Source organism: Listeria valentina, from assembly GCF_011800755.1.
Taxonomy (GTDB): domain Bacteria; phylum Bacillota; class Bacilli; order Lactobacillales; family Listeriaceae; genus Listeria; species Listeria valentina.
In genome coordinates this window covers 1-19657 of record NZ_JAATJW010000031.1, presented here as the reverse complement: position 1 = coordinate 19657, position 19657 = coordinate 1, and the positions used below count along the sequence as shown (strand labels likewise).

Annotated in this window: 22 protein-coding genes; 15 read left to right on the top strand and 7 right to left on the bottom strand. The window is 41.8% G+C overall.

Annotation, left to right across the window (positions count from 1 at the left end; genetic code table 11):
* Positions 1 to 10 precede the first annotated feature (10 nt).
* The 10 genes from hutI to HCK02_RS08450 all read left to right on the top strand — a co-directional run bounded on the left by hutI (position 11) and on the right by HCK02_RS08450 (position 10977).
* The gene (gene hutI, locus HCK02_RS08495; RefSeq protein WP_167629693.1) at positions 11 to 1276 is read left to right on the top strand and encodes an imidazolonepropionase; all 1266 of its coding nucleotides are present in this window, start codon (positions 11 to 13) and stop codon (positions 1274 to 1276) included.
* 18 nt (positions 1277 to 1294) lie between these two features.
* Positions 1295 to 2194 (top strand): glutamate formimidoyltransferase, encoded by a 900-nt coding sequence (ftcD, locus tag HCK02_RS08490; RefSeq protein ID WP_167629692.1) that lies wholly within the window; start codon positions 1295 to 1297, stop codon positions 2192 to 2194.
* 11 nt (positions 2195 to 2205) lie between these two features.
* Entirely contained in the window at positions 2206 to 2832 is a 627-nt protein-coding gene (locus tag HCK02_RS08485) for a cyclodeaminase/cyclohydrolase family protein (protein WP_167629691.1), read from the top strand.
* A 16-nt stretch (positions 2833 to 2848) separates the two neighbouring features.
* Entirely contained in the window at positions 2849 to 4510 is a 1662-nt protein-coding gene (locus HCK02_RS08480) for a formate--tetrahydrofolate ligase (RefSeq protein WP_167629690.1), read from the top strand.
* Positions 4511 to 4543: 33 nt separating this feature from the next.
* Entirely contained in the window at positions 4544 to 5137 is a 594-nt protein-coding gene (locus HCK02_RS08475; RefSeq protein ID WP_246215565.1) for a HutD family protein, read from the top strand.
* Between the two features lie 48 nt (positions 5138 to 5185).
* A complete protein-coding gene (locus HCK02_RS08470) occupies positions 5186 to 6511 on the top strand; it encodes an APC family permease (protein WP_167629688.1) in 1326 nt (441 codons plus the stop codon).
* 29 nt (positions 6512 to 6540) lie between these two features.
* On the top strand, positions 6541 to 8088 hold the full coding sequence (gene hutH / locus HCK02_RS08465) for a histidine ammonia-lyase (protein WP_167629687.1): 1548 nt from the start codon (positions 6541 to 6543) through the stop codon (positions 8086 to 8088).
* Positions 8089 to 8150: 62 nt separating this feature from the next.
* Entirely contained in the window at positions 8151 to 9533 is a 1383-nt protein-coding gene (gene glmL, locus HCK02_RS08460; protein ID WP_167629686.1) for a methylaspartate mutase accessory protein GlmL, read from the top strand.
* A 58-nt stretch (positions 9534 to 9591) separates the two neighbouring features.
* The gene (locus HCK02_RS08455) at positions 9592 to 10230 is read left to right on the top strand and encodes a Vat family streptogramin A O-acetyltransferase (RefSeq protein WP_167629685.1); all 639 of its coding nucleotides are present in this window, start codon (positions 9592 to 9594) and stop codon (positions 10228 to 10230) included.
* A gap of 24 nt (positions 10231 to 10254) precedes the next feature.
* Positions 10255 to 10977 (top strand): epoxyqueuosine reductase QueH, encoded by a 723-nt coding sequence (locus HCK02_RS08450; protein ID WP_167629699.1) that lies wholly within the window; start codon positions 10255 to 10257, stop codon positions 10975 to 10977.
* 21 nt (positions 10978 to 10998) lie between these two features.
* Here HCK02_RS08450 and HCK02_RS08445 read toward each other — a convergent pair whose 3' ends face one another.
* On the bottom strand, positions 10999 to 11721 hold the full coding sequence (locus HCK02_RS08445) for a YebC/PmpR family DNA-binding transcriptional regulator (RefSeq protein WP_167629684.1): 723 nt from the start codon (positions 11719 to 11721) through the stop codon (positions 10999 to 11001).
* Positions 11722 to 11883: 162 nt separating this feature from the next.
* Between HCK02_RS08445 and HCK02_RS08440 the strand changes: the two genes are divergently transcribed.
* On the top strand, positions 11884 to 12225 hold the full coding sequence (locus tag HCK02_RS08440) for a zinc ribbon domain-containing protein YjdM (protein ID WP_167629683.1): 342 nt from the start codon (positions 11884 to 11886) through the stop codon (positions 12223 to 12225).
* 78 nt (positions 12226 to 12303) lie between these two features.
* Here HCK02_RS08440 and HCK02_RS08435 read toward each other — a convergent pair whose 3' ends face one another.
* Positions 12304 to 13761, bottom strand: a complete 1458-nt coding sequence (locus tag HCK02_RS08435; RefSeq protein WP_167629682.1) for an MFS transporter — start codon at positions 13759 to 13761, stop codon at positions 12304 to 12306.
* A 180-nt stretch (positions 13762 to 13941) separates the two neighbouring features.
* Here HCK02_RS08435 and HCK02_RS08430 point away from each other — a divergent pair, with 180 nt between their 5' ends.
* On the top strand, positions 13942 to 14685 hold the full coding sequence (locus HCK02_RS08430) for an SDR family NAD(P)-dependent oxidoreductase (RefSeq protein ID WP_167629681.1): 744 nt from the start codon (positions 13942 to 13944) through the stop codon (positions 14683 to 14685).
* A 217-nt stretch (positions 14686 to 14902) separates the two neighbouring features.
* Here the strand turns inward: HCK02_RS08430 and HCK02_RS08425 are convergent, their stop codons facing one another.
* From HCK02_RS08425 to sigV, 4 genes are read right to left on the bottom strand one after another with little or no spacing between them, the layout of a single operon-like run.
* Entirely contained in the window at positions 14903 to 15751 is an 849-nt protein-coding gene (locus HCK02_RS08425; RefSeq protein ID WP_167629680.1) for a polysaccharide deacetylase family protein, read from the bottom strand.
* A gap of 12 nt (positions 15752 to 15763) precedes the next feature.
* On the bottom strand, positions 15764 to 15997 hold the full coding sequence (locus tag HCK02_RS08420; RefSeq protein ID WP_246215562.1) for an RsiV family protein: 234 nt from the start codon (positions 15995 to 15997) through the stop codon (positions 15764 to 15766).
* Complete coding sequence (locus HCK02_RS08415; RefSeq protein ID WP_167629678.1) at positions 15994 to 16617, bottom strand: PdaC/SigV domain-containing protein; 624 nt, start codon at positions 16615 to 16617, stop codon at positions 15994 to 15996. Before HCK02_RS08415 ends, HCK02_RS08420 begins: the two co-directional genes overlap by 4 nt.
* The gene (gene sigV, locus HCK02_RS08410) at positions 16610 to 17113 is read right to left on the bottom strand and encodes an RNA polymerase sigma factor SigV (RefSeq protein ID WP_167629677.1); all 504 of its coding nucleotides are present in this window, start codon (positions 17111 to 17113) and stop codon (positions 16610 to 16612) included. The genes HCK02_RS08415 and sigV overlap by 8 nt, the downstream gene beginning before the upstream one ends.
* A 206-nt stretch (positions 17114 to 17319) precedes the next feature.
* Here sigV and uvrC point away from each other — a divergent pair, with 206 nt between their 5' ends.
* Positions 17320 to 18417 (top strand): excinuclease ABC subunit UvrC, encoded by a 1098-nt coding sequence (gene uvrC, locus HCK02_RS08405; RefSeq protein ID WP_167629676.1) that lies wholly within the window; start codon positions 17320 to 17322, stop codon positions 18415 to 18417.
* Positions 18418 to 18472: 55 nt separating this feature from the next.
* Positions 18473 to 18928, top strand: coding sequence for a MepB family protein (locus tag HCK02_RS08400; protein ID WP_246215561.1), 456 nt, complete (start codon positions 18473 to 18475; stop codon positions 18926 to 18928).
* On the opposite strand, the gene HCK02_RS08395 is transcribed toward HCK02_RS08400, so the two are convergent.
* The gene (locus tag HCK02_RS08395; protein ID WP_167629675.1) at positions 18901 to 19110 is read right to left on the bottom strand and encodes a WxL protein host-binding domain-containing protein; all 210 of its coding nucleotides are present in this window, start codon (positions 19108 to 19110) and stop codon (positions 18901 to 18903) included. The genes HCK02_RS08400 and HCK02_RS08395 overlap by 28 nt on opposite strands.
* A 194-nt stretch (positions 19111 to 19304) precedes the next feature.
* Here HCK02_RS08395 and HCK02_RS08390 point away from each other — a divergent pair, with 194 nt between their 5' ends.
* Entirely contained in the window at positions 19305 to 19589 is a 285-nt protein-coding gene (locus HCK02_RS08390; protein WP_208970461.1) for a GNAT family protein, read from the top strand.
* Positions 19590 to 19657 lie beyond the last annotated feature (68 nt).

Below are 19657 nucleotides of genomic sequence, written 5' to 3'. Positions count from 1 at the left end.
GCGGATACTGATGATTGCTGATAAGATCCTAACAAATTTAAATCAAATCTTTTGTCCAATTGACAAAGGAAGAGCTTTGCGGGGAAGCGAAATGGGTGAAGCGAACATCATTCGACAAGGCTTTATCGCGATTCGTGAAGGAAAAATCTTGCGCGTAGCTGAAGGGAATCCCCCAGTTTCTCTCATAGGAGAGCACACGAAAATAGTTGACTGCACTGGAAAAACGGCTTCTCCTGGTTTAATTGACTCGCACACTCATCTTGTGTACGGGGGGACGCGTGAAAATGAGTTTGCTAAAAAATTGAACGGTGTCGCTTATTTGGATATTTTGAAAGAAGGCGGTGGTATTCTAAGTACGGTGAAAGCCACTCGCGCTGCTAGCTTTACGGAGCTTTATGAGAAGACGGCTAAGCTCCTTGAACACATGCTTGTACATGGTGTGACAACGGTTGAAGCTAAAAGTGGTTATGGTCTAGACTGGGAAACGGAAGAAAAGCAGATGAAGGTGGCTCACGAACTCGATCATCGTTTGCCGGTCGATATTATTTCAACTTTTATGGCGGCACATGCGATTCCAGAAGAATATCGTGATAATCCTGATGGGTTTATTGATTTAATCATCGAAGAGATGCTTCCAAAGGTAAAAGCAGAAAATCTGGCAGAATTTTGCGATGTGTTCTGTGAATCAGGTGTTTTCACGGCTGAACAGTCACGAAAATTATTGAGTGCTGCGAAAAAACAAGGTTTTAAATTGCGGATCCATGCGGATGAAATCGAATCGATCGGTGGCGTGAGTGTGGCAGCTGATCTGGGTGCAACGAGTGCTGAGCATTTGATGGTGATTACAGACGAAGATATTGACAAACTTAGCCAAGCAAATGTGATCGGGAACTTGCTTCCAGCAACAACGTTCAGTTTGATGGAGGATACGTACGCGCCAGCTCGGAAAATGTTGGATCACGATATGGCAATCACTCTTTCGACAGATAGTAATCCAGGTAGTTGTCCGACAGCGAACATGCAATTTATTATGCAACTAGGCTGTTTTGCGGACAAATTAACGCCGATTGAAGTTTTCAATGCGGTGACAATCAACGCGGCTTATGTGGTGGATCGCGGAGATTCGATCGGAAGTCTGGATGAAGGCAAATTGGCAGATATTACACTGTTTGATGCACCAAATATTGATTATCCTCTTTATTTCTTTGCGACAAACCTTGTAACGGATGTGTATAAAAAAGGCGAACTTGTAGTTAAGAATCGTCAAATGATTTAAAAAGGAGATAATGAAACCATGGCAAAATTAGTTGAATGTATTCCCAATTTTAGTGAAGGTCAAAACCAAGAAGTGATTGATGGCTTAGTCAAAACAGCAACGAGTATTCCTGGTGTTTCCTTGCTTGACCATTCATCAGATCCGAGTCATAACCGCAGTGTATTTACACTGGTTGGAGATGAAAATGGAATTCAAGAGGTAGCTTTTCAACTTGTGAAATTTGCAAGCGAAAAAATTGATATGACAAAGCAACATGGTGAGCATCCGCGGATGGGAGCAACGGACGTGGTTCCTTTTGTTCCCGTTAAAGATGTCACAATGGAAGAGTGCATCGAGATTTCGAAAAAAGTGGCGGAGCGTATCAATCGTGAACTTTCGATTCCGATTTTCCTTTATGAAGAATCTGCAGCAACGCCGGACCGGAAGAATTTAGCGAAAGTTCGTAAGGGTCAATTCGAAGGAATGCCGGAAAAATTAAAGGAACCAGAATGGGCGCCTGATTACGGGGAACGTAAGATTCATCCGAAAGCTGGGATTACAGCCGTTGGGGCGCGGATGCCTCTTGTAGCATTTAATGTAAACTTGGATACGGATAACGTGGAAATTGCGAAGAAAATCGCGAAAGTGGTTCGTGGTTCAAGTGGCGGATTTAAATATTGTAAAGGAATCGGGCTTTTACTTGAAGATCGCAACATTGCACAAGTGTCTATGAATATGGTGAACTATGAAGGAACACCACTTTACCGGACTTTTGAAACGATTCGCTTTGAAGCCAAACGTTATGGTGTAGGTATTATTGGTAGTGAAGTGATTGGTCTTACTCCTGCAAAAGCATTAATTGATTGTGCCGAATATTATTTGCAAATTGAAGACTTTGATGAGAAAAAACAAATTCTAGAAAATCATTTACTAGGTTAGGGGAGTGCAAGATGAAATTAGTTGATATGGGAATTACGGAATTCGTAGACGTGCTTGGCTCAGACGCACCTGCTCCAGGTGGTGGTTCTGCTTCAGCGCTTGCTGCAAGTGTGGGTTCGGCGCTTACGATGATGGTTGCGCAATTAACAATTGGTAAAAAGAAATACGCTGAATACGATGAGTTGATGAAACAAGTATTAAAAGAAGCAACGGAAGTGAATCAAGCTTTACTTGAAGCGATTGATAAAGATACAGAAGCGTTTAATCAAGTTTCAGCTGTCTTTTCAATGCCGAAAGAAACGGAGGAAGAAAAAGCGGCGCGCAAAGAAGCGATGCAAAAAGCGCTTAAATTAGCTGCTGAAGCTCCTTACGACATCATGGTGTTAGCGAGCAAGGCGATTACTATTACGGGAAAAGCAGTTGGGAAATCGAACGTTAATGCTGCCAGTGATTTGGGTGTTGCGGCGCTCAATCTTAAATCTGGGATACAAGGAGCTTGGTTAAACGTCTTAATCAACCTTTCAGGAATTAAAGATGAAGCTTTTGTTGCAAAATATAAACAAGATGGAGAAGCATTACTACAAGCAAGCTGTGATAGAGCCGATGAAATTTATCAAGCGATTTTAGAAATCGTGTAAAAAAGGAGTTTTCAGCATGACACTTTCAGATATTGAAATTGCTCATAAAAGTGAAAAATTACCAATTGAAGAGGTTGCAAAAGAAGTAGGAATTGAAAAATCAGAACTTGAACTTTACGGGAACTACAAAGCTAAAGTAGCCGTAGACAACTTAGAAAACAGCAAAGCAAAATTGATTTTGGTTACAGCGATCACCCCAACCCCAGCTGGTGAAGGGAAAACAACGACTTCTGTAGGTCTTAGTGACGGACTTCGTAAAATCGGAAAGAAAGCGATCAGCGCTTTGCGTGAGCCTTCTCTTGGGCCAGTTTTTGGTGTGAAAGGTGGAGCAGCTGGCGGGGGCTATGCACAAGTTGTACCAATGGAAGATATCAATCTACATTTTACGGGAGATTTCCATGCAATTGGTGCGGCCAATAATTTACTTGCGGCTTTAATTGACAACCATATCCAACAAGGAAACAAGCTTGGAATTGATAATCGCAGAATTACTTGGAAACGGGTCGTTGATATGAATGATCGTCAGCTTCGTCATATTGTGAACGGACTTGGCGGAAAAGCGCAAGGTGTTCCACGTGAGGATGGATTTGATATTACGGTTGCTTCTGAAGTAATGGCTATCCTTTGTCTTGCAAATGATATTCGGGATTTAAAAGAAAAATTAAAACGAATTATTATTGGCTATACACGTGATAATGATCCGGTTACAGCAGGAGATTTAAAAGCAGATGGGGCAATGGCTGCGCTATTAAAAGATGCGATCAAGCCTAACCTTGTACAAACTTTAGAACATACGCCAGCCTTTATCCATGGCGGTCCGTTTGCCAATATCGCACATGGTTGTAATAGTGTACTCGCTACGAAAACAGCGATGAAATATGCCGATTACGTAGTAACAGAAGCTGGATTTGGTGCAGATCTCGGTGCCGAAAAATTCATTGACATTAAATGTCGCAAATCTGGCTTGAAACCTGATGCAGCTGTTCTTGTGGCAACGGTTCGTGCGCTTAAGATGCATGGTGGTGTTGAGAAAAAAGATCTGGGCACTGAAAATGTGGATGCAGTTGTAAAAGGAATGCCGAACTTAGAAAAACACCTTGAGAATATCCAAAATGTTTATGGGCTTCCTGCAGTGGTTGCGATTAATAAGTTCCCTACAGATACAGATGCTGAGCTGAAAGCGGTTGAAGATGCTTGCCAAAAATATGGTGCGAATGTTGTCCTTTCAGATGTTTGGGCAAATGGTGGTGACGGGGGAGTTGAACTTGCAAAAGAAGTCGTTCGTCTTGCGGAAGAACCTAATCATTTCCAATTTGTTTATGACGATGAAGATTCGCTTGAACAAAAATTGGAAAAAATCGTAACGAAAGTTTATGGCGGAAAAGGGATTGAACTTACACCAGCTGCTCGAAAAGAATTAAAACACATCGAAGAAATGGGTTACGGACATTTGCCAATTTGTATGGCGAAAACGCAATATTCATTCTCAGATGATGCGAAAAAGATTGGCCGTCCGGAAGGCTTTACGATCACAATCAAAGACGTTAAGATTTCTGCGGGTGCTGGGTTCGTTGTAGCGCTTACGGGAGCCATTATGACAATGCCGGGACTTCCGAAGGTTCCAGCTGCTGAAAACATTCAAGTGGACGATAATGGTGTGATTTCTGGTTTATTCTAAGTAAAAATGAAGAAGGAGGGAAAGGTCGTGGAGATGGTAATTAAGCGGAAATCGGAGTATAAAAAGAGCATTTGGCCTGGTGGAACGACAACAGAACTTTTGATTTGGCCGGAAAAAGCGCTGTATGAAGAACGTGATTTTATGTACCGGATTTCAACGGCGACTGTTAATTTACCAACTTCGACTTTTACCTCCTTGTCTTCTTATTGGCGAGAACTTATGATTCTAGATGGTGAGATTGATCTGATTCACGAAAATGCTACGCGAAAACGAGAAGTAAAACTTTCTGTTTTTGAACAAGATAGCTTTAGTGGGGCAGAGACTACAATAAGTTACGGGCAATGTACAGATTTTAATTTAATTTATACACCTACCTATACCGGATCATTATCTTTGATAAAACCGGAAGAAAAATATGAAGTGGAAAAAGGGGCGGATTATTTTTACTACTCTTTGGTCGAAGAGATGCAGATTCGTTTTTCAGACGGTCAAGTTGTCGTGCTAAGGAAAGGGGACAGCCTATTTCTTCAAGCTGTTAACCAAATGACGATGCAGCCTGTTGCAAATACATATTCTTCTTCTGACATTATTGCGATCGAAGCAAAAATCAGCAATATAAAAAGATGATACGAAAACGTGTATAGTCATGCCCGTCATAGTGAGAGGGGACAGAAAATGGCTACACAAACGTCAAATGAAAAGTCGAAATTCAGTTTGAGTGGAGCGACATTGTATGGAATCAATGCCGTGATTGGTTCAGGAATCTTCTTATTACCCAGAACCATTTATGAAGGACTTGGACCAGCATCTTTAGTTGCAATGTTAGTAGATGTATTGTTGGTATTACTTTTAGCACTTTGCTTTGCAGAAGTCGCAGGCTATTTTGATAAAAATGGCGGAGCTTTTCAATATTCGAAAGCGGCTTTTGGAGATTTTGTCGGATTTAATGTCGGCGTGCTTGGCTGGGCGGTTACCGTTATTGCATGGGGGGCAATGGCAGCTGGATTTGCGCGCTTGTTCGTTGCACTTGTTCCATCATTTAAGCCTTTTGAAATGTGGATTGCTATTGTATTGATTGTTTTACTTTCAATAATTAACAGCTTCGGTGTGAAGACGTCTAAAATTTTTACGATTACGATTACAATTGCAAAATTAATTCCAATCGTTGCCTTTGTTGTGATTGCTATTTTCTTCATTAAAGGCGGGATTAATGCGGGTAACTTTACACCATTTGTTCAACTTGAACCGGGGAAAAACTTCCTACAAGGAATGAGCTCATCTGCACTAGTGGTTTTCTATGCCTTTATTGGATTTGAAGCATTACCAGTTGTTGCTGGCGAAATGAGAAACCCTAAGAAGAACGTTCCAAAAGCGATTATTACGTCGATCATCATTGTATCCTTGCTTTATTTCTTGATTATTGCCGGAACGATTGCTCAACTTGGAAATGGGATTTTGAGCACGGATACGCCTGTGCAAGATGCGTTTACTAAAATAATTGGTCCAGTTGGAGGGTTTATCATTACAATTGGTGCTTTGATTTCAGTAGGTGGCTTAAACACAGGAGATTCGATGATGATTCCTCGTTATGCGTGTTCAATTGCTGAGGATGGCCTTTTACCAAAAGTTTTTGCGAAAAAAAATAAGCATGAAGCACCGATTTTTTCGATTGTCGTTTCTGGTGTATTAGCCGTACTTCTAGTTATGAGTGGTTCGTTTGAACAATTAGCTCAATTGAGTGTGTTGATGAGGTTTATTCAATATATTCCAACTGCACTTTCTGTTATTGCACTGCGCAAAAAAGGACTCGAAGATCCAGGATTCAAACTGCGTTTCGGACCTTTTATTGCGGTTTTAAGTGTTATCGTCAGTCTTTGGATTATATCATCTTCAAGCTTGAGCAATATTATCTTTACAATTGGTGCTATTTGTATCACGAGTATTCTTTATTTTGTCATGTACGGGAAAAAAGGACGACAAAGTGAAAAAGTGGAAGACTAGTTAATTAAAACATGAAGAGGTGTGAAAAAATGACGAAAGAAGTAATTTTAACAGGAAATGATTTAACTTTGGATGATGTTGTAGGTGTTGCAAGAGAAGGTTGGCCAGTAAAAATTTCAGCAGAAGCTATCGAAGCAGTGAAAAAATCACGTGAGATCATTGATGATATTATCGCAAACAACCGCGTAACTTATGGGGTAACGACTGGTTTTGGTTCTCTTGTAAGCGTTAGCATTCCGCCAGAAGATGCAAGTGAATTGCAAGAAAACTTGATTAGAACGCATTCGAGCGGTTTTGGAGATCCACTTTCACGTAAAGAAGTTCGCGCTACAATGTTGATTCGCATTAATTCACTAGTGAAAGGCTGCTCCGGAATACGACTCAGCACGGTGGAAACTTTACTAGCGATGCTCAATAAAGACGTGGTACCGTTTATTCCGGAGAAAGGTTCGCTTGGGGCTTCTGGAGATTTGGCTCCGCTTGCGCACATGGTTTTACCAATGCTTGGTCTTGGCCGCGCTTACGTTTCAGGCGAACTGCTTTCAGGGAAAGAAGCGATGCAGAAGGCAGGAATCGACACGATCCACTTGGCAGCCAAAGAAGGTCTTGCGCTCATCAATGGTACAACCGTTTTGACGGCGATTGGAGCGCTTGCTACTTATGATGCGGTTGAGCTCGTTAAGCTATCTGATATTGCTGGGGCGTTGTCACTTGAAGCCCATAATGGGATTGTCGATGTGTTTGACGAAGCACTTCACCGGATTCGTCCACAATACGGACAACTGGCAACTGCACAAAATATGCGGAATTTGGTGGCAGGCAGTACAAAAGTGGTGCATGCTTCAACTGAACGTGTTCAAGATCCGTATACGCTGCGTTGTATCCCACAAATCCATGGAGCGAATAAAGATAGTGTTAGCTATGTAAAAGCAAAAGTGGAGATTGAAATTAATTCGGCAACGGATAATCCGATTGTAACGGAGAGCGGGAAGGTCATTTCAGGCGGGAACTTCCACGGGGAACCGCTTGCGCAACCTTTTGATTTTCTTGGTATTGCCGCATCAGAAATCGGTAATGTTTCTGAACGGCGGGTGGAACGCCTCGTCAATCACTCGTTAAGTGGACTTCCTTCGTTTCTTGTTAAACATCCAGGGCTTAACTCTGGTTTCATGATTACGCAATATGCGGCGGCTGCGCTGGTTTCGGAAAATAAAGTGCTCGCGCATCCGGCAAGTGTTGACTCGATTCCATCTTGTGAAAACCAAGAAGATTTTGTCAGCATGGGGACGATTGCGGCTCGGAAAGCTCGTGACATTGTGAACAACTCACGGCGTGTTGTTGCAACTGAAATTATGGCTGCTTGCCAAGCACTAGACTTTGATGAAAAACAAGCTGGGAAGCTCGGCAAGGGTACACAAGCGGCGTATGATGTGTTCCGTAAGAGTTCGGACTTCATTGAAAATGACCGCGACATCGAGATTTATGACGAGCTAGAAAAAGCGACAGAAGTTCTTATAAGCGGGCGTTTGGTGGAAGCTGTGGAACAAGTTGTTTCGCTTGAGCTGCAAGTTAAATAAGTGGTTTTTTAGAGGAAGCGCCGGGCGAGGAACCGGCGCTTTTTTGGAGAGGAGAGAGAAAAATGCAGCCGATTTTATTGATTGATTTTGGGAGTACGTTTACAAAACTGGTTGCAGTGGATTTGGATCGTCCAGCCATTCTTGCGGCGACACAAAGTGAAACAACGGTGCAAACGGATATTCAAGCTGGTTATTTACGAGCGCTCGCAAAAATGGAACAACAAATTGGGAAAATGGATTTTAAAGAGCGTTTAGCGTGTTCTTCTGCACGTGGTGGCTTTAGGTTGATCGTGATTGGACTTACGCAAAGTTTGACAACGGAAGCTGCGAAACGAGCGGTTTTAGGAGCGGGAGCGCGCATTTTAAAAGTTTATGCTCCGCTTATTACGGATCAAGATTTGCAGGAAATGGCGGAGCTTGAACCTGATGCAATTCTACTTGCGGGTGGCACGGATGGCGGCAATCAATCTTATATTATACAAAATGCCAAAAAGCTAACTGAACTCGAGCGAAATGTAGCGCTTGTTGTGGCAGGGAATAAGCGAGCCAATACAGAAATTGAGCACATTTTGAAGGAATCTCATCTCGAGTATTATTTTACTGAAAATGTGATGCCGAAAGCAGGCGTTTTAGTGACGGAACCCGTGCGCAAAGTGTTACGTGAAATTTTCATGAAAAAGATTGTGGAAGCAAACGGGTTTGAAGCGGTTTCTGAGCGGATCGGGCGGATTGTTTTGCCAACTCCCACTGCTGTTTTGAAGGCGGCTGAACTACTTGCATATGGCACGAAACGGGAAGCTGGACTTGGCGAATTGATGGTGGTGGATGTCGGCGGGGCGACAACGGATGTTCACTCGGTCGGTAAACAGCAAGCTGTGAAGGAAGCGGATATCATTTTAACGGGGCTTGCGGAACCTGTTTTGAAACGAACGGTTGAAGGGGATCTTGGGATGCGCTACTCGGCGTACAGCTTGTATCAAGCGGTTGGGGAGTCTGAGATTGCAAGGTACTTCAAGGGGGATGCTTCTTTAATTCGGGAGGGTTGCTTATTTCGGGAGGCGCATCCGGATTTTATCCCACAAAGTGAGGCAGAGCGCCATTTGGACGATGCGATTGCGAGTAGTGCGATTCAAAAGGCGGTAGAGCGACACTCGGGTTTCTTGAAAAAGGTGGCTACGCCCACTCGTTATGTGTTTGAACAAACGGGGAAGGATTTGCGTTATTTGAAGGCGGTTATTGGAACTGGCGGGGTGTTAACGCATAGTATTAACCCGAATCGTGTGCTTCTAGCGGCGACGGACCGAATGGATACGAGGCGGCTTTTGCCGGAAAGTCCGACGCTATTTTTGGATCAGGATTATGTGCTCCAGATGATGGGGCTTTTGTCTGAGCGGTATCCGGATAAAGCGCTTCGCCTTTTGAAGCAGCACTTGCGCAAGCTTTAGTGGCATTTGAAAGTGTGGTATACTTAAAAGCAATTCTAATCAAAGGAGTTGACGTCACATGCTTGGACCAAATCCAGATGCGCTTTATCCGAATGAAGCTATTCCGTCGCTTGTTTTTATTAAAAACTGTGTGAAAAATCCGAATATCATTGTCGGGAATTATTCGTATTATGATGATCCGGAAAATCCGGAAGACTTTGAGGATCATGTCGAGCATTTGTATGACTTTCTTTCTGATAAGCTTGTGATCGGGAAGTTTTGTGCGATTGCTAAGGGAATTCGTTTTATTATGAATGGTGCGAATCATCGGATGGATTCTGTGACAACATATCCATTTAATATTTTGGGGCATGGTTTGGAGAAAGCAACGCCTAGTTTAGCGGATCTGCCTTTTAAAGGGGATACGGTGATTGGAAATGATGTTTGGATTGGACAAAATGTTACGATTATGCCGGGGATTACGATCGGAGACGGAGCGATTATTGCGGCCAGTTCTGTCGTGACAAAGGATGTCCCGCCTTACATGATTGTTGGTGGGAACCCAGCTCGTCAAATTCGAGCGCGTTTTGATGATGAGATTGTTGCTTACTTGCTTGAGCTCAAATGGTGGGATTTTCCACCTGATAAGATTTGGCGCAACTTGGATATTCTTTGTGATACGAATCCAACGTTAGCAAAATTACAGCAAATGAAATGAAAGAAGGAATTTTTGAAGATGTTGATGCCTGATTTGATGGAACTACTTGAAAAAATGCAGCCGGATCAAAAAATCAATTATGATCGTTTGTTAGAAAAAATGATTCATTCGTGGAAGGAAGAAAATGTCCGCCCGAAAATTTTGCTACATAGCTGCTGTGCGCCGTGCAGCACGTATACGCTCGAATATTTGACGCAGTATGCGGATGTGACGCTTTATTTTGCTAATTCGAATATTCACCCGCGCCTTGAATTTGAACGACGTAAACAAGTGCAAGCGGATTTCGTTGAGGCTTTTAATAATCAGACGGGGCAGCATGTTGAATTTATTGCGGAAGCTTACCGACCGCAGGAATTCTTGTGTGCTGTTAAGGGGCTTGAAGATGAGCCTGAAGGCAGCTTACGCTGTTCCGCTTGTTTTCAGATGCGACTCGATCAAGCAGCGCTAAAAGCTAAGGAACTGGGTGCTGATTATTTTGGCAGTGCGCTCACGATTAGCCCGCACAAAAATAGTTCGCTAATTAATTCGATTGGTGCGGAAGTGCAACAGCTTTATGATGTGCGCTATCTCCCAAGTGATTTTAAGAAAAAAGGCGGCTACAAGCGGTCCGTTGAGATGTGCGAGGAATATGATATTTACAGACAATGTTACTGCGGCTGTATTTTTGCAGCTAGAAAACAAAACGTAGATTTAAAACAAGTAAATCAAGAAGCAAAGGCTTATCTGCAAGCAAAAAAAGAGACTTGAGCAAGTCTCTTTTTTTGCGCTTTATTCGGCGGACAAGTCCACGTTATGATAGACTTTTTGAACGTCTTCAAGATCTTCAAGGGCATCAATCATTTTTTCGAATTTAACCAAATCGTCTCCGTCAAGTGTAACTTCGTTTTGAGGAAGCATTTCAATTTCAGCAATGCTAAACTCGTCGATTCCTGCAGCTTTCAGTGCTTCTTGTACTTGGTGGAAATCGCTTGGCTCGGCATAAATGATCGCTTGGTCGTCCTCGTCAAGAATATCGCGTACGTCTACGTCAGCTTCCATCAGGATTTCAAGTAGGTCATCCGCGCTTTTACCTGCGACGCCAAAAACGGCTGTGTTGTCGAACATGTAAGAGACGGCTCCACTTACGCCCATGTTACCACCATTTTTACTGTAAGCGGCACGTACATCAGAGGCTGTCCGGTTTACATTGTTCGTCAAGGCATCAACGATCACCATGGATCCATTTGGTCCGAAACCTTCGTAGCGTAATTCGGAATAGTTTTCATCGCCTGTTCCTTTGGCTTTTTCAATAGCACGATCAATGATGTGTTTAGGGACGTTGTAGGTTTTCGATCGTTCAATGACGAAACGCAATTTTTGGTTTGCATGAGGATCTGGTTCGCCTTGTTTAGCTGCTACATAAATTTCGATCCCGAATTTTGCATAGATTCGGCTGTTATTTGTATCTTTTGACGCTTTTTTTTCTTTAATATTTGCCCATTTACGGCCCATTAAGAACACTCTCTTTCTAAATTAACTTGATAAGATAAAAGACTCTTTGTTTATTATATCGGGTCTTGGTTGTTTTGTTAAGTAGCAGCTTAAAAAATTCCTGTGAAAAAATATACAGATGGGCTATAATAGAGGTAATTCATGAATGGAGGAAGATGATAAATGTCAAACTTACCAAATTGCCCAGAGTGTAAATCAACTTATACGTATGAGGATCGAGAGCTTTTGATTTGTCCGGAATGCGGTTTTGAATGGAGCCCGAGAGAAGAAGCGAGTGCGCAAGAAGAACTAGTTGTGCGTGATGCAAACGGTGCGGTACTTACTGATGGAGATTCTGTAACGGTTGTCAAGGATTTGAAGGTGAAAGGAAGTTCATCTGCACTTAAAATCGGTACGAAAGTGAAAAATATCCGCCTTGTAGAAGGCGATCATAATATTGATTGTAAGATTGACGGCTTTGGTGCAATGAAATTGAAGTCGGAATTTGTGAAGAAAAATGGTTAATTGATTTAATGGAATCACTAAAAAACAAGCTTTCAAAAACGGATTTTCGTTTTTGAAAGCTTGTTTTTTTGTAAGCAATTATTTATCTTCTTCTTGGCTTTTTTTACGCAATTCTTTGGCTTCTTTGCGCCACCAAAGCGCTTTTTTAGGATTGTTCACCATTTTTTTAGCTTCTGCTTTTGTTTCTACGGCTGGAAGTGAGCCTCGGAGTGATTTTCCGGATGTTTGTTTGAACATGAGCGTGAAGACGATCATGCCGATTAGCCCAACGAGAACAAGATAAAAGGCGGGCATCAAATTGTTGTGAGTCTTATCGATCAAGAAAGAGGCGATCATTGGTGTTGTTCCGCCGAATATGGATACGGATACGTTGAACGAAACGGATAATGCCCGGTAACGTACATCTGTGAAAAATAAGGTTGGTAACATGGATGGCACGGTTCCTTCAAAGCAAGAGAGGCACAGGGCTAGAAGGAGCAATCCTAGGAACACGGTTAGGGTGTTATCATCACGCAAAAGTAAGAAAGCTGGGATGGCAAATAGAATCAAGCCGACAAGCCCAATTTGTGTGATGATTTTGTTGCCAAACTTATCGCTTAAGTGCCCCATTAAAATGACGATTGGGATCATGAGCACCATGACGACCAAAATGAGTAAGAGCGATTTGGAGTTTTCATAGCCCAAAACGGAATTCAAATGAGATGGCATGTACGATAAGAGCATGTAGTTTGTGATGTTGAAAAAAGCAACGATGACGATGCACAAGAACAATTCTTTTTTGAAATAAAGAAAGATATCTTTGAAGGTTGGCTGTTCTTCTGTTTCGTTTTGGTCTTGTTCGGATTCTTGAATTTCTTGGAACGCTTGGGTTTCATCTAGGTTTGTTCGTAAGTAAAAGCCAATCAAACCAAGTGGGGCAGCAATGAAGAAAGGAATTCGCCATCCCCAATCGACCATTCCCTGGTCGCCTAAGATAAAGGTTAGAAGTGTAACGAGTCCGCTTCCGGCAATGTAACCAGATAGGGTTCCGACTTCAAGTCCACTTCCTAGAATGCCACGCTTTTTATCGGGCGCGGATTCTGCTATGTATGTCATTGCGCCTGAATATTCACCGCCGGTTGAAAAACCTTGGACAAGGCGCGCAGCGAGTAACAGGAATGAGGCGGTTAGGCCAATAGACTGATAGCTTGGGATCAAGCCAATGCAAAGCGTTGAAAAAGCCATCATCAGGATCGTAATGGTCAACACGCGTTTCCTGCCTAAACGATCTCCAAGTGCTCCGAAAACGAAGCCGCCGATTGGCCGCATAATAAAGGCAATCGCGAAGGTGGCGAAGGTGTAAACGAGCTGCAGCGTTCCTTCCATTTCTGGGAAGAAAACTTTCCCGATTGTGACGGCAAGGTAGGAATAAATTCCGAAATCGAACCATTCCATCGCGTTTCCGAGTCCCGTTGCGAAAACAGCTTTTCTCGCTTGGTGAGTGTCAATGATGGTCATATCATTGGGTAGTAATTTCCTTTTTTTGGTTGTATTCATTCATATAGCTCCCTTTATATAGTTGTTTGGCTTTATTTTACCACAAATGTGAATTTATAAACGCTCTTTTTGATTTTAGTCAAGAGAATGGGAGCGAGCAAAACGATTGTTTATCGTCTTGAAATGGGCGTATACTTAATATGTAAGCGCAAATATTTTAAACTGAAGGAGAGAATGGTCATGAGACTAAAAGACAAGGTAGCAATTGTTACAGGTGGTGCAAGTGGAATTGGTAAAGCAACGGTTGAACGTTTTGTTCGCGAAGGGGCGAAAGTAGTGATTGCTGATTTCTCGGATAAAGGCGAAGAACTTGCACAAGAATTGCGTGATACTGGTTATGAAGCGATTTTTGTAAAAACGGATGTAACGAGTGAAGAAGATATTAAACAAATGATTGAAAAAACGGTAGAATCTTTTGGGAAACTGGATATTATGTTCGCGAATGCAGGGATTGCTAATGATGCGGATATTGACCAACTTCCATACGATCAATGGAAAAAAACGATTGATATTAATTTAAATGGTGTCTTTTTGTCGGATAAATATGCGATTGAACAAATGATGAAACAAGGTCATGGGGGTTCAGTTGTAAATGCGGGTTCGATTCACAGTCTTGCTGGGAAACGAGGCGTAACGGCGTATGCTTCTGCAAAAGGTGGCGTTAAATTGTTAACGCAAACGCTTGGCGCAACTTATGCGGAACATGGAATCCGGGTTAACGCGGTTGGACCAGGCTACATTGATACCCCGCTCATTGAAGCAGCTCAAGGAAAAGCACGTGATGAATTGATTTCGCTTCACCCAATGGGTCGCTTAGGAAAACCAGAAGAAGTAGCAAATTGTGTGGCTTTCTTGGCAAGTGACGAAGCGTCGTTTGTTTCAGGTACGATTCTTGTGGTAGACGGTGCTTATACGGCTGTTTAATGAATGAAAATAAGGCTTGAGCGTCCATTAAAAGACACTCAAGCCTTATTTTTTTATTTGCTCAATTATAAAATAAAAGGTGGATTCTGCTTGTCTGAAATCGCTGCTTGAAACAAACTGGGCGGAGATCCAAACAAACAGGATCGTTAAGAGGATTAATGCTAACCCGTGGATAATTTTTTTCATTCGTTTCACCTCGTGCAAATGCGCTTTTGCCCTAGCGCTCTCTGAAATTCAGTTTAAATGGCGTGTTTTCTTTGTAAGCTTGGAAGCTGTAGCCGTTTTTTTTCAAGGCATCAATAATGGCTGGGAGTGCTTCTAGGGTGTTTTTTCGTTCGTGCATCAAAATGACAAGGGGTTCTTTTTGTTTGGCTAAGGCGCTCGCTTGGTGCAAGACGGTTTCAACGACGCGAGCAGAATTCATTTTGTAGCGCCAATCGTTGCTGTCGATATTCCAGTCAAGGAGTGTGAAGCCTTTGTCTTTTGTTTCTTGATGAAGCTCACTGCTCAAGTAGGTGCTGCCGTAAGGGGCGCGGATTAGGTTGCTTGTTATGCCCAACTTTTCGCGTCCGAGTGCTCGAACTTGTTCCATTTCGGCGAGAAAGGTTGGGTTGTTTTTGCGGTAAAGTAAACTCGCATCGTGTGTCATGCTGTGCCAACCGATGCTGGATCCGGATGCGAGTATCGCTTTCGCGGTTTCGGGTTGGATGCGATTTAAGTTTTCGCCGATGAAAAAGAAGGTTGCAGGGATTTTTTCTTGTTGTAGCAGGCGATTAAATCGGCTTAAAAATGGCGAAGGACCATCGTCAAAGGTTAGGAAAACGTTTTTTTCTGTCACGGGTTTTGGCTTTTCGGATACTTTTTTAGGCGGCTTTTTGGCGCTCGTCTTGTGTGCGGTCGTCTTTTTAGTGACGATTTTTTCCGTTTTGGCTGGTTGCTTTTTGGCGCTCTTGGTGTTTAAGTTTTCAAAGAGTAACAAGCAAGCGGAGCTTACTCCAAGCAAAATCAGGAAAGCGAGAATTGCGGGTTTCAACCGTAGTTTTTTATGTCTTCTTTTTTTGCGCATTTTGGTCCTCCCTTATTTGAGATAGGTCGTTTTTTTTAAGTCGTTTTGAATGAGTGATGTCGGGATTACAAATGAAACGGATCCCATATAACCAGGCGCCACTTCGTAGTCGTTGAAAGAAAAGACGAGCTCATTTTTGGCGTTGATGTAGAATCTTTTGGCTAGGTGCTTTTTGCTCAGCGCAGCTTTCAGTTCGCTTTCGTCCCAGTAAATTTTATTTGGATCGGCTTCAGTTTGTTTTTTCATTTGCTCCTGAATATTAGCTTGGATGAGTGACACGTAGCGGTCGTTTTTGAAAAGATCTGCAAGCGCATTTTTTTCTTGTCCATCACGAGATATGTGTGCTCGGTGTAGCTGCTAGCGCGGGTTTCTTGAACGGTAAACTCAAGGACGAGCAGTTTTTTGGTGTTCGTTATTTCTTGATAATCGCTAGAAACGTAGAAATGCTCACCGTGATTTTGACTGGAACGTTGGTATTCTTCGTAAAGGGCTTCGCCTGCTTTATCATAAGCATCGTTCAGTTTCTTCTCGAGTTCGGGATTTTGAATGCCGCTTAATTTGGGTGTTTTGATATTGGCTTCGGTTGTTTTGGTTTTTTCTTGATAGTTTTTGCCAGTGATGACGGTGATGATGTTTTTTAAAATTGGAACGTCGCTCATCGCGCGGGCAAGTGATTCGTTTGTTGTGACAACGACAAGAAAAATTGCTAGTAAGACGGGAATAGCCGCAGCAATACTCCATCTAATGGGATGACGTTTCTTTTTAGGCTTCGCTTGCGATGCGTTTTGAATGATTTGGTCAAGCGTTTGTTCTGGGATGGGAATCTTTTGATAGGCTTGTTTGAGATTTTTAAGTTCTTTATTCATGAATATCTTCATCCTCCTCGTCTAAATCAAGACGCAATAGCTGGAGTGCTTTATAAAGTCGCGTTTTGGTCGTACTAAGGTTTTTATTAATGATATAAGAAATTTCTTGGATGGAAAGATCTTCGAAATAACGCAAAATGATGACGGTTTTATATTTTACGGGTAACCGTTCAAGCGCTTGTTTTAAATCGAGATTTTCATATTGATCATTTGCGCCAGGCTGTAGGCTAGCCAAAACTTCATGATCCATCAATGTGATTTTTTTATTTTTTCTTAGAAAATCGAGCGCAGTTCGCACTACGATTTTGTAAAACCAGCTCTTCATCGCTTCTTTCTTTTGAATAGCCGGGAGTTTTAACAAGGCTTTTTGGATGGACTCTTGAATAATATCGAGCGCGTCCGCTTGTGATTTTGTATAGCTATAAGCCACACGATAAAAATCATCTTTATATTCGGTTACACATTCCAAAAAGCGCTCCTGCAAATTTTTATTCATACCGGTAGAAGCCTCCTAAAAATATCTCCACTTATTAGACGTACCAGAAAGGGAAAAAGTTTGTTTTTCTAAAAACTTTTTTATTGATATGTTTATTTGTTGCACATAAAATCTCAAGTTAAACTTGATGAAAATTGGAACTTTACAAGCGAAACAGAAAGGGCTAAAATGAAAACACGAACGATTGTTCTTGGAGGAGTTGCCTTATGAGTAAGGTTTTGTTAAAGCAAAAGTTAAGCATGCTTCCAGAGTCGCCAGGGTGCTACATCTACAAGGATGCGGCGGGGGACATTTTATATATTGGGAAATCCAAAAATCTAAAAAAACGAGTAAAATCTTATTTTACGAAGACGCAAACTGGGAAAACAGCGCGTCTTGTTCATTATATTGAGGATTTAGAGTTGATCCTCACTGATTCAGAGAAAGAAGCGCTTCTGCTTGAGATGTCGCTTATTATGAAGTATCAACCTCCTTATAATATCCTTTTAAAGGACGAAGTGCACTACTCTTATATCAAAATTACGAACGAAGAAAACCCGCGACTTGAGGTGACGCGCGAAATTAAAAAAGATGGTGCAGCGTATTTTGGCCCGTACGCCAGTAAATATTCGGCGGAAAAAACGAAGGAGCTGCTTCAAAAAATTTATCCGCTTTGTCACTGTAGTGGTAAAAAGGGGCGACCTTGTTTCTACTACCATTTGGGGATGTGCATTGGTCCGTGTGCGAGGGAAGTTTCACCGGAAGAATATCAAGCACAAATTGATCGGATTAAGCGGTTTTTCCATGCGGGGCACCTAGCCATTCGGCGCGAGCTTGAAGAACGGCGTGATTTAGCGGCCAGTGAATGGCAATTTGAGCGAGCGCAGGAAGTTCAAGAATGGATTGCGGCGCTTGACCAAGTAACAGAAAAGCAAAAAGTCGTGATTAAAGATCGAGACGACCGAGATGTCATTGATTTTGTCTATGACGACGATTCGCTTTCGATTCAAATCTTTTTTGTGCGAAATGGTGCCATCGTTGGTCGCTTTGCTCAAATTTTGGAGCAAGTGGAAGAAATAAATGATGGAGTGGTTGAAGCATATATTCAGTCATTTTATGAGCATCCCAATCATTTGCTACCGAAAGAGTTGCTCGTTGGCGCGAGAATTGATGCGAGAAAATTGGCGGAAGAATTAGGTGTGAAAGTGAAAACGCCGAAGCGTGGCGAGAAACGAGCGGTGCTTCAGTTGGTTGAGGAAAACGCCCGTAGTGCGCTCCTGGCCCATTTTAAAATGCTTGATTATGGGCTTGAAGTGGGGAAGTAGGAGAGCGGGTTAGTTGAAAGGGATTTGTAGTTAGCTTTATAGTGAAGAGAGAGAGTTGAGTCGATTGCTATCGAAAAAGATATTGCAAATGGAGTTTGGACAATTTGAAGTTTTGAAAATAGAAAAACAAAATCAAGAATATGAGGGTATGATAATTAAATCAGAGGAGATGGGAATAAAGATAAGAAGCAGGTTGGCAAAAAAAACACCAAAAAAAGAGGGATATTTTGTCACTTTTTGGGAAAAAGATGAATCAGGTGAAAATCAGGCTTTTTCTTACGAAGAAATAGCTATGTTGGTAGTTGTGGTCGTGGATGGAGAAAAGCAGGGTTTTTTTGCTTTCCCTAAAAAAGTGCTTATTGATAAGGGGATTGCTAAGGCTGAAAATAAGAATGGGAAAATGGCCATGCGCGTTTATCCAGAATGGAGTCAGGATTTAAACAAAGCAGCCCAAAGGACTCAAAAATGGCAGAAGGATTATTTTTATAGTTTGGAGAGGGAAATAGGATAGGCGAAGTGGGAATTAGGTGCAACTTGCATATTTTTTTGCGAAGTCTTATAGAGCGTTTTTGCTTTCCCTTCCCGCGTAATTTCCACTTCTATTTCAAAACGAATCAAATGCGCAGACGCTAGATTTTGTAGTGTAAACAAAATCGCATTGCGCGCATTCGTTTCCTCAGCTTCTGCCTTCATCAGTTTTAAATGCTATGCTGTAGAAGCATTATAGCAGTGCTTCAAAAAAGGATCGGTCATATGGGGATCTATGATTGAAAAAATAGATAGAAAATATTAATTATGAAGAAAAGCTGTCAAGTTGAAATTTTAAAAGAATACAACTTAGGTATAGTACAGCTTCTTTATGAGTTGGATAATAGGAGAATAAATAGATGAAAATTATAGAAGTAGAAAATAGAGCAGAGTCATTGATGGGGGAACTATTGTTAATATGGGAAAGTTCTGTAAAAGCAACACACCTTTTTCTATCAGAAAGCGAAATAGGAGCTATTAAGAAATACGTACCACAAGCTTTAAAAGAGATACCTCATTTAATTATTGTAGAAAACGAAAATGGAATTCCTGTGGGCTTTATGGGAATTGTGGAACGTCATTTAGAAATGCTATTCATTTCTAACGAAGAAAGAGGAAAAGGATATGGTAAAGATTTTGGATAGATGTCAATAAAGTAGACACAAAAAGAGTAAATACTTAAAAATTTTCAAAATAAAGAGCCTCCTTTTCA

What these genes read in the sequence shown, in the direction of transcription:
- HCK02_RS08425 (WP_167629680.1), bottom strand. Translation starts at nt 15,751, where the DNA reads ATGCGCAAAAAAAGAAGACATAAAAAACTACGGTTGAAACCCGCAATT.
- HCK02_RS08440 (WP_167629683.1), top strand. Translation starts at nt 11,884, where the DNA reads ATGTCAAACTTACCAAATTGCCCAGAGTGTAAATCAACTTATACGTAT.
- HCK02_RS08420 (WP_246215562.1), bottom strand. Translation starts at nt 15,997, where the DNA reads ATGAAAAAACAAACTGAAGCCGATCCAAATAAAATTTACTGGGACGAA.
- HCK02_RS08445 (WP_167629684.1), bottom strand. Translation starts at nt 11,721, where the DNA reads ATGGGCCGTAAATGGGCAAATATTAAAGAAAAAAAAGCGTCAAAAGAT.
- HCK02_RS08455 (WP_167629685.1), top strand. Translation starts at nt 9,592, where the DNA reads ATGCTTGGACCAAATCCAGATGCGCTTTATCCGAATGAAGCTATTCCG.
- HCK02_RS08390 (WP_208970461.1), top strand. Translation starts at nt 19,305, where the DNA reads ATGAAAATTATAGAAGTAGAAAATAGAGCAGAGTCATTGATGGGGGAA.
- HCK02_RS08415 (WP_167629678.1), bottom strand. Translation starts at nt 16,617, where the DNA reads ATGAATAAAGAACTTAAAAATCTCAAACAAGCCTATCAAAAGATTCCC.
- HCK02_RS08395 (WP_167629675.1), bottom strand. Translation starts at nt 19,110, where the DNA reads ATGAAGGCAGAAGCTGAGGAAACGAATGCGCGCAATGCGATTTTGTTT.
- HCK02_RS08485 (WP_167629691.1), top strand. Translation starts at nt 2,206, where the DNA reads ATGAAATTAGTTGATATGGGAATTACGGAATTCGTAGACGTGCTTGGC.
- HCK02_RS08475 (WP_246215565.1), top strand. Translation starts at nt 4,544, where the DNA reads ATGGTAATTAAGCGGAAATCGGAGTATAAAAAGAGCATTTGGCCTGGT.
- hutI (WP_167629693.1), top strand. Translation starts at nt 11, where the DNA reads ATGATTGCTGATAAGATCCTAACAAATTTAAATCAAATCTTTTGTCCA.
- ftcD (WP_167629692.1), top strand. Translation starts at nt 1,295, where the DNA reads ATGGCAAAATTAGTTGAATGTATTCCCAATTTTAGTGAAGGTCAAAAC.
- HCK02_RS08430 (WP_167629681.1), top strand. Translation starts at nt 13,942, where the DNA reads ATGAGACTAAAAGACAAGGTAGCAATTGTTACAGGTGGTGCAAGTGGA.
- glmL (WP_167629686.1), top strand. Translation starts at nt 8,151, where the DNA reads ATGCAGCCGATTTTATTGATTGATTTTGGGAGTACGTTTACAAAACTG.
- HCK02_RS08480 (WP_167629690.1), top strand. Translation starts at nt 2,849, where the DNA reads ATGACACTTTCAGATATTGAAATTGCTCATAAAAGTGAAAAATTACCA.
- HCK02_RS08470 (WP_167629688.1), top strand. Translation starts at nt 5,186, where the DNA reads ATGGCTACACAAACGTCAAATGAAAAGTCGAAATTCAGTTTGAGTGGA.
- uvrC (WP_167629676.1), top strand. Translation starts at nt 17,320, where the DNA reads ATGAGTAAGGTTTTGTTAAAGCAAAAGTTAAGCATGCTTCCAGAGTCG.
- hutH (WP_167629687.1), top strand. Translation starts at nt 6,541, where the DNA reads ATGACGAAAGAAGTAATTTTAACAGGAAATGATTTAACTTTGGATGAT.
- HCK02_RS08450 (WP_167629699.1), top strand. Translation starts at nt 10,255, where the DNA reads ATGCCTGATTTGATGGAACTACTTGAAAAAATGCAGCCGGATCAAAAA.
- sigV (WP_167629677.1), bottom strand. Translation starts at nt 17,113, where the DNA reads ATGAATAAAAATTTGCAGGAGCGCTTTTTGGAATGTGTAACCGAATAT.
- HCK02_RS08435 (WP_167629682.1), bottom strand. Translation starts at nt 13,761, where the DNA reads ATGAATACAACCAAAAAAAGGAAATTACTACCCAATGATATGACCATC.